The sequence below is a fragment of the Pseudomonas sp. USTB-Z genome (assembly GCF_019691255.1).
Taxonomy (GTDB): Bacteria; Pseudomonadota; Gammaproteobacteria; order Pseudomonadales; family Pseudomonadaceae; genus Aquipseudomonas; species Aquipseudomonas alloputida.
Genome location: NZ_JAECZP010000059.1, coordinates 1 through 1,357 on the forward strand (window position 1 = coordinate 1; position 1,357 = coordinate 1,357).

Annotated in this window: 2 protein-coding genes; one reads left to right on the top strand and one right to left on the bottom strand. The window is 61.7% G+C overall.

The genetic code is table 11. The features are described from left to right. Window positions 1-191: 191 nt before the first annotated feature. The gene (locus I8746_RS26820; RefSeq protein WP_088512654.1) at window positions 192-809 is read right to left on the bottom strand and encodes an NAD(P)H-binding protein; all 618 of its coding nucleotides are present in this window, start codon (window positions 807-809) and stop codon (window positions 192-194) included. Window positions 810-861: 52 nt separating this feature from the next. Here I8746_RS26820 and I8746_RS26825 point away from each other — a divergent pair, with 52 nt between their 5' ends. Beyond that, a complete protein-coding gene (locus I8746_RS26825) occupies window positions 862-1,194 on the top strand; it encodes a DOPA 4,5-dioxygenase family protein (RefSeq protein WP_020189868.1) in 333 nt (110 codons plus the stop codon). Window positions 1,195-1,357: the final 163 nt, after the last annotated feature.

The following is a 1,357-nucleotide window of genomic DNA, read 5'->3' on the forward strand; positions in this document are numbered from 1 at the left end:
AGCAGCTCTTTGGGGATTTTGGGCAGGTCACGCAAGGGTTTCTTTTTGGTTGGCATACATGCACCTCTTACTCATGTTATGCCCGAACACAAAATTTCTGACACCCTCGGCCGCTCCCAGAAAGACACTGCACACGCAGGCCCATGTGGGGGCCTTGCGTCGCGATGGGCTGCGCAGCAGCCCCCGGCAATCTAGACCACGAAGTTCAGATGCTCGCCCCGGTGCAAGTCCAGCTCCAGCATGTCCACCATCCCCGCTGCGATCCTGGCCAAGCGCCGCAACGGCTCAGCCAGCCCAGGCTCCAGCGTCCCTTCGGTATTGCGAAAATGCTCCATGCCCAACCCGGCCAGTTCCTGCGGTGCATTGATCAGCGTCCAGTGCAACGCACTGCGCTGCAACCCATCAACCACTTGGGCCACGCAATCCCGCTCCATCTCGCTGTACTTGCTCGGCTCATCCAGCACATCGAAATCGCCCACAAGCAGCAGCCGGCGTATAGTCGTATGCGCAAGCCCCGCCACCAGCGCCTCGCTCAAGCGTGCCTGCCCCTGCAGGTCACCCGGCGCCAGCGCTGGTAACAGGGCGATCACCGCCGAGCCGCCCGCTGCGCCCTGCTCCGCCTGGTGGGCATCACCCAGCCCCCCTATCTTGAAGTGCAGGCCCGGGCGCGGCGAATGGCGATTGAGGTCGTCCACCACGGCGATGACTTCGTGCTGGCGCGACAGCAGCTCGACCATCAGGGCATTGCCCAGGCTGCTTTCAGGCCCGAACAGGACCAGTTTGAACACTGGGGTTTCGGCGTTTTTCACTGCATCACTCCCGTTGCAGGTGGTGATGGTTGGACCGCAATCAGGAGTTATCGTGCAGAGGATTAAGGGTTACCACGCCCACGTTTATTACGACGCAGCCACCATGGAGCAGGCCCGGGAACTGTGCGAGGAGGCGGCGCGGCTGTTCCCCGTGACCATGGGGCGCATGCACCAGAAACCGGTTGGGCCGCATCCGGACTGGAGTTGCCAGCTGGCGTTCGGGCCCGAAGTGGTGGGGGTGGTATTGCCTTGGTTGGCGCTGTACCGCAAGGGTCTGGTGGTATTCATGCATCCGGAAACCGGGGATGAACTGGCGGATCACCGGGATCATGCGATCTGGATGGGGGCCGTGCGCCCCTTGAATCTGTCGGTTTTTGGGGGCTAGGCGGGGTAGCCTGTGCTGGCCTCTTCGCGGGTGAACCCGCTCCTACAGCGATATGAGCTGCGCCCCAGATGTTGGACATCTGTCCATCATCTGGGGGTTTTCATGAGCAAGTACTCAACACAATTCAAGCAGTCAGCCATCCAGGCTTTCCTCAAGCGTGGCC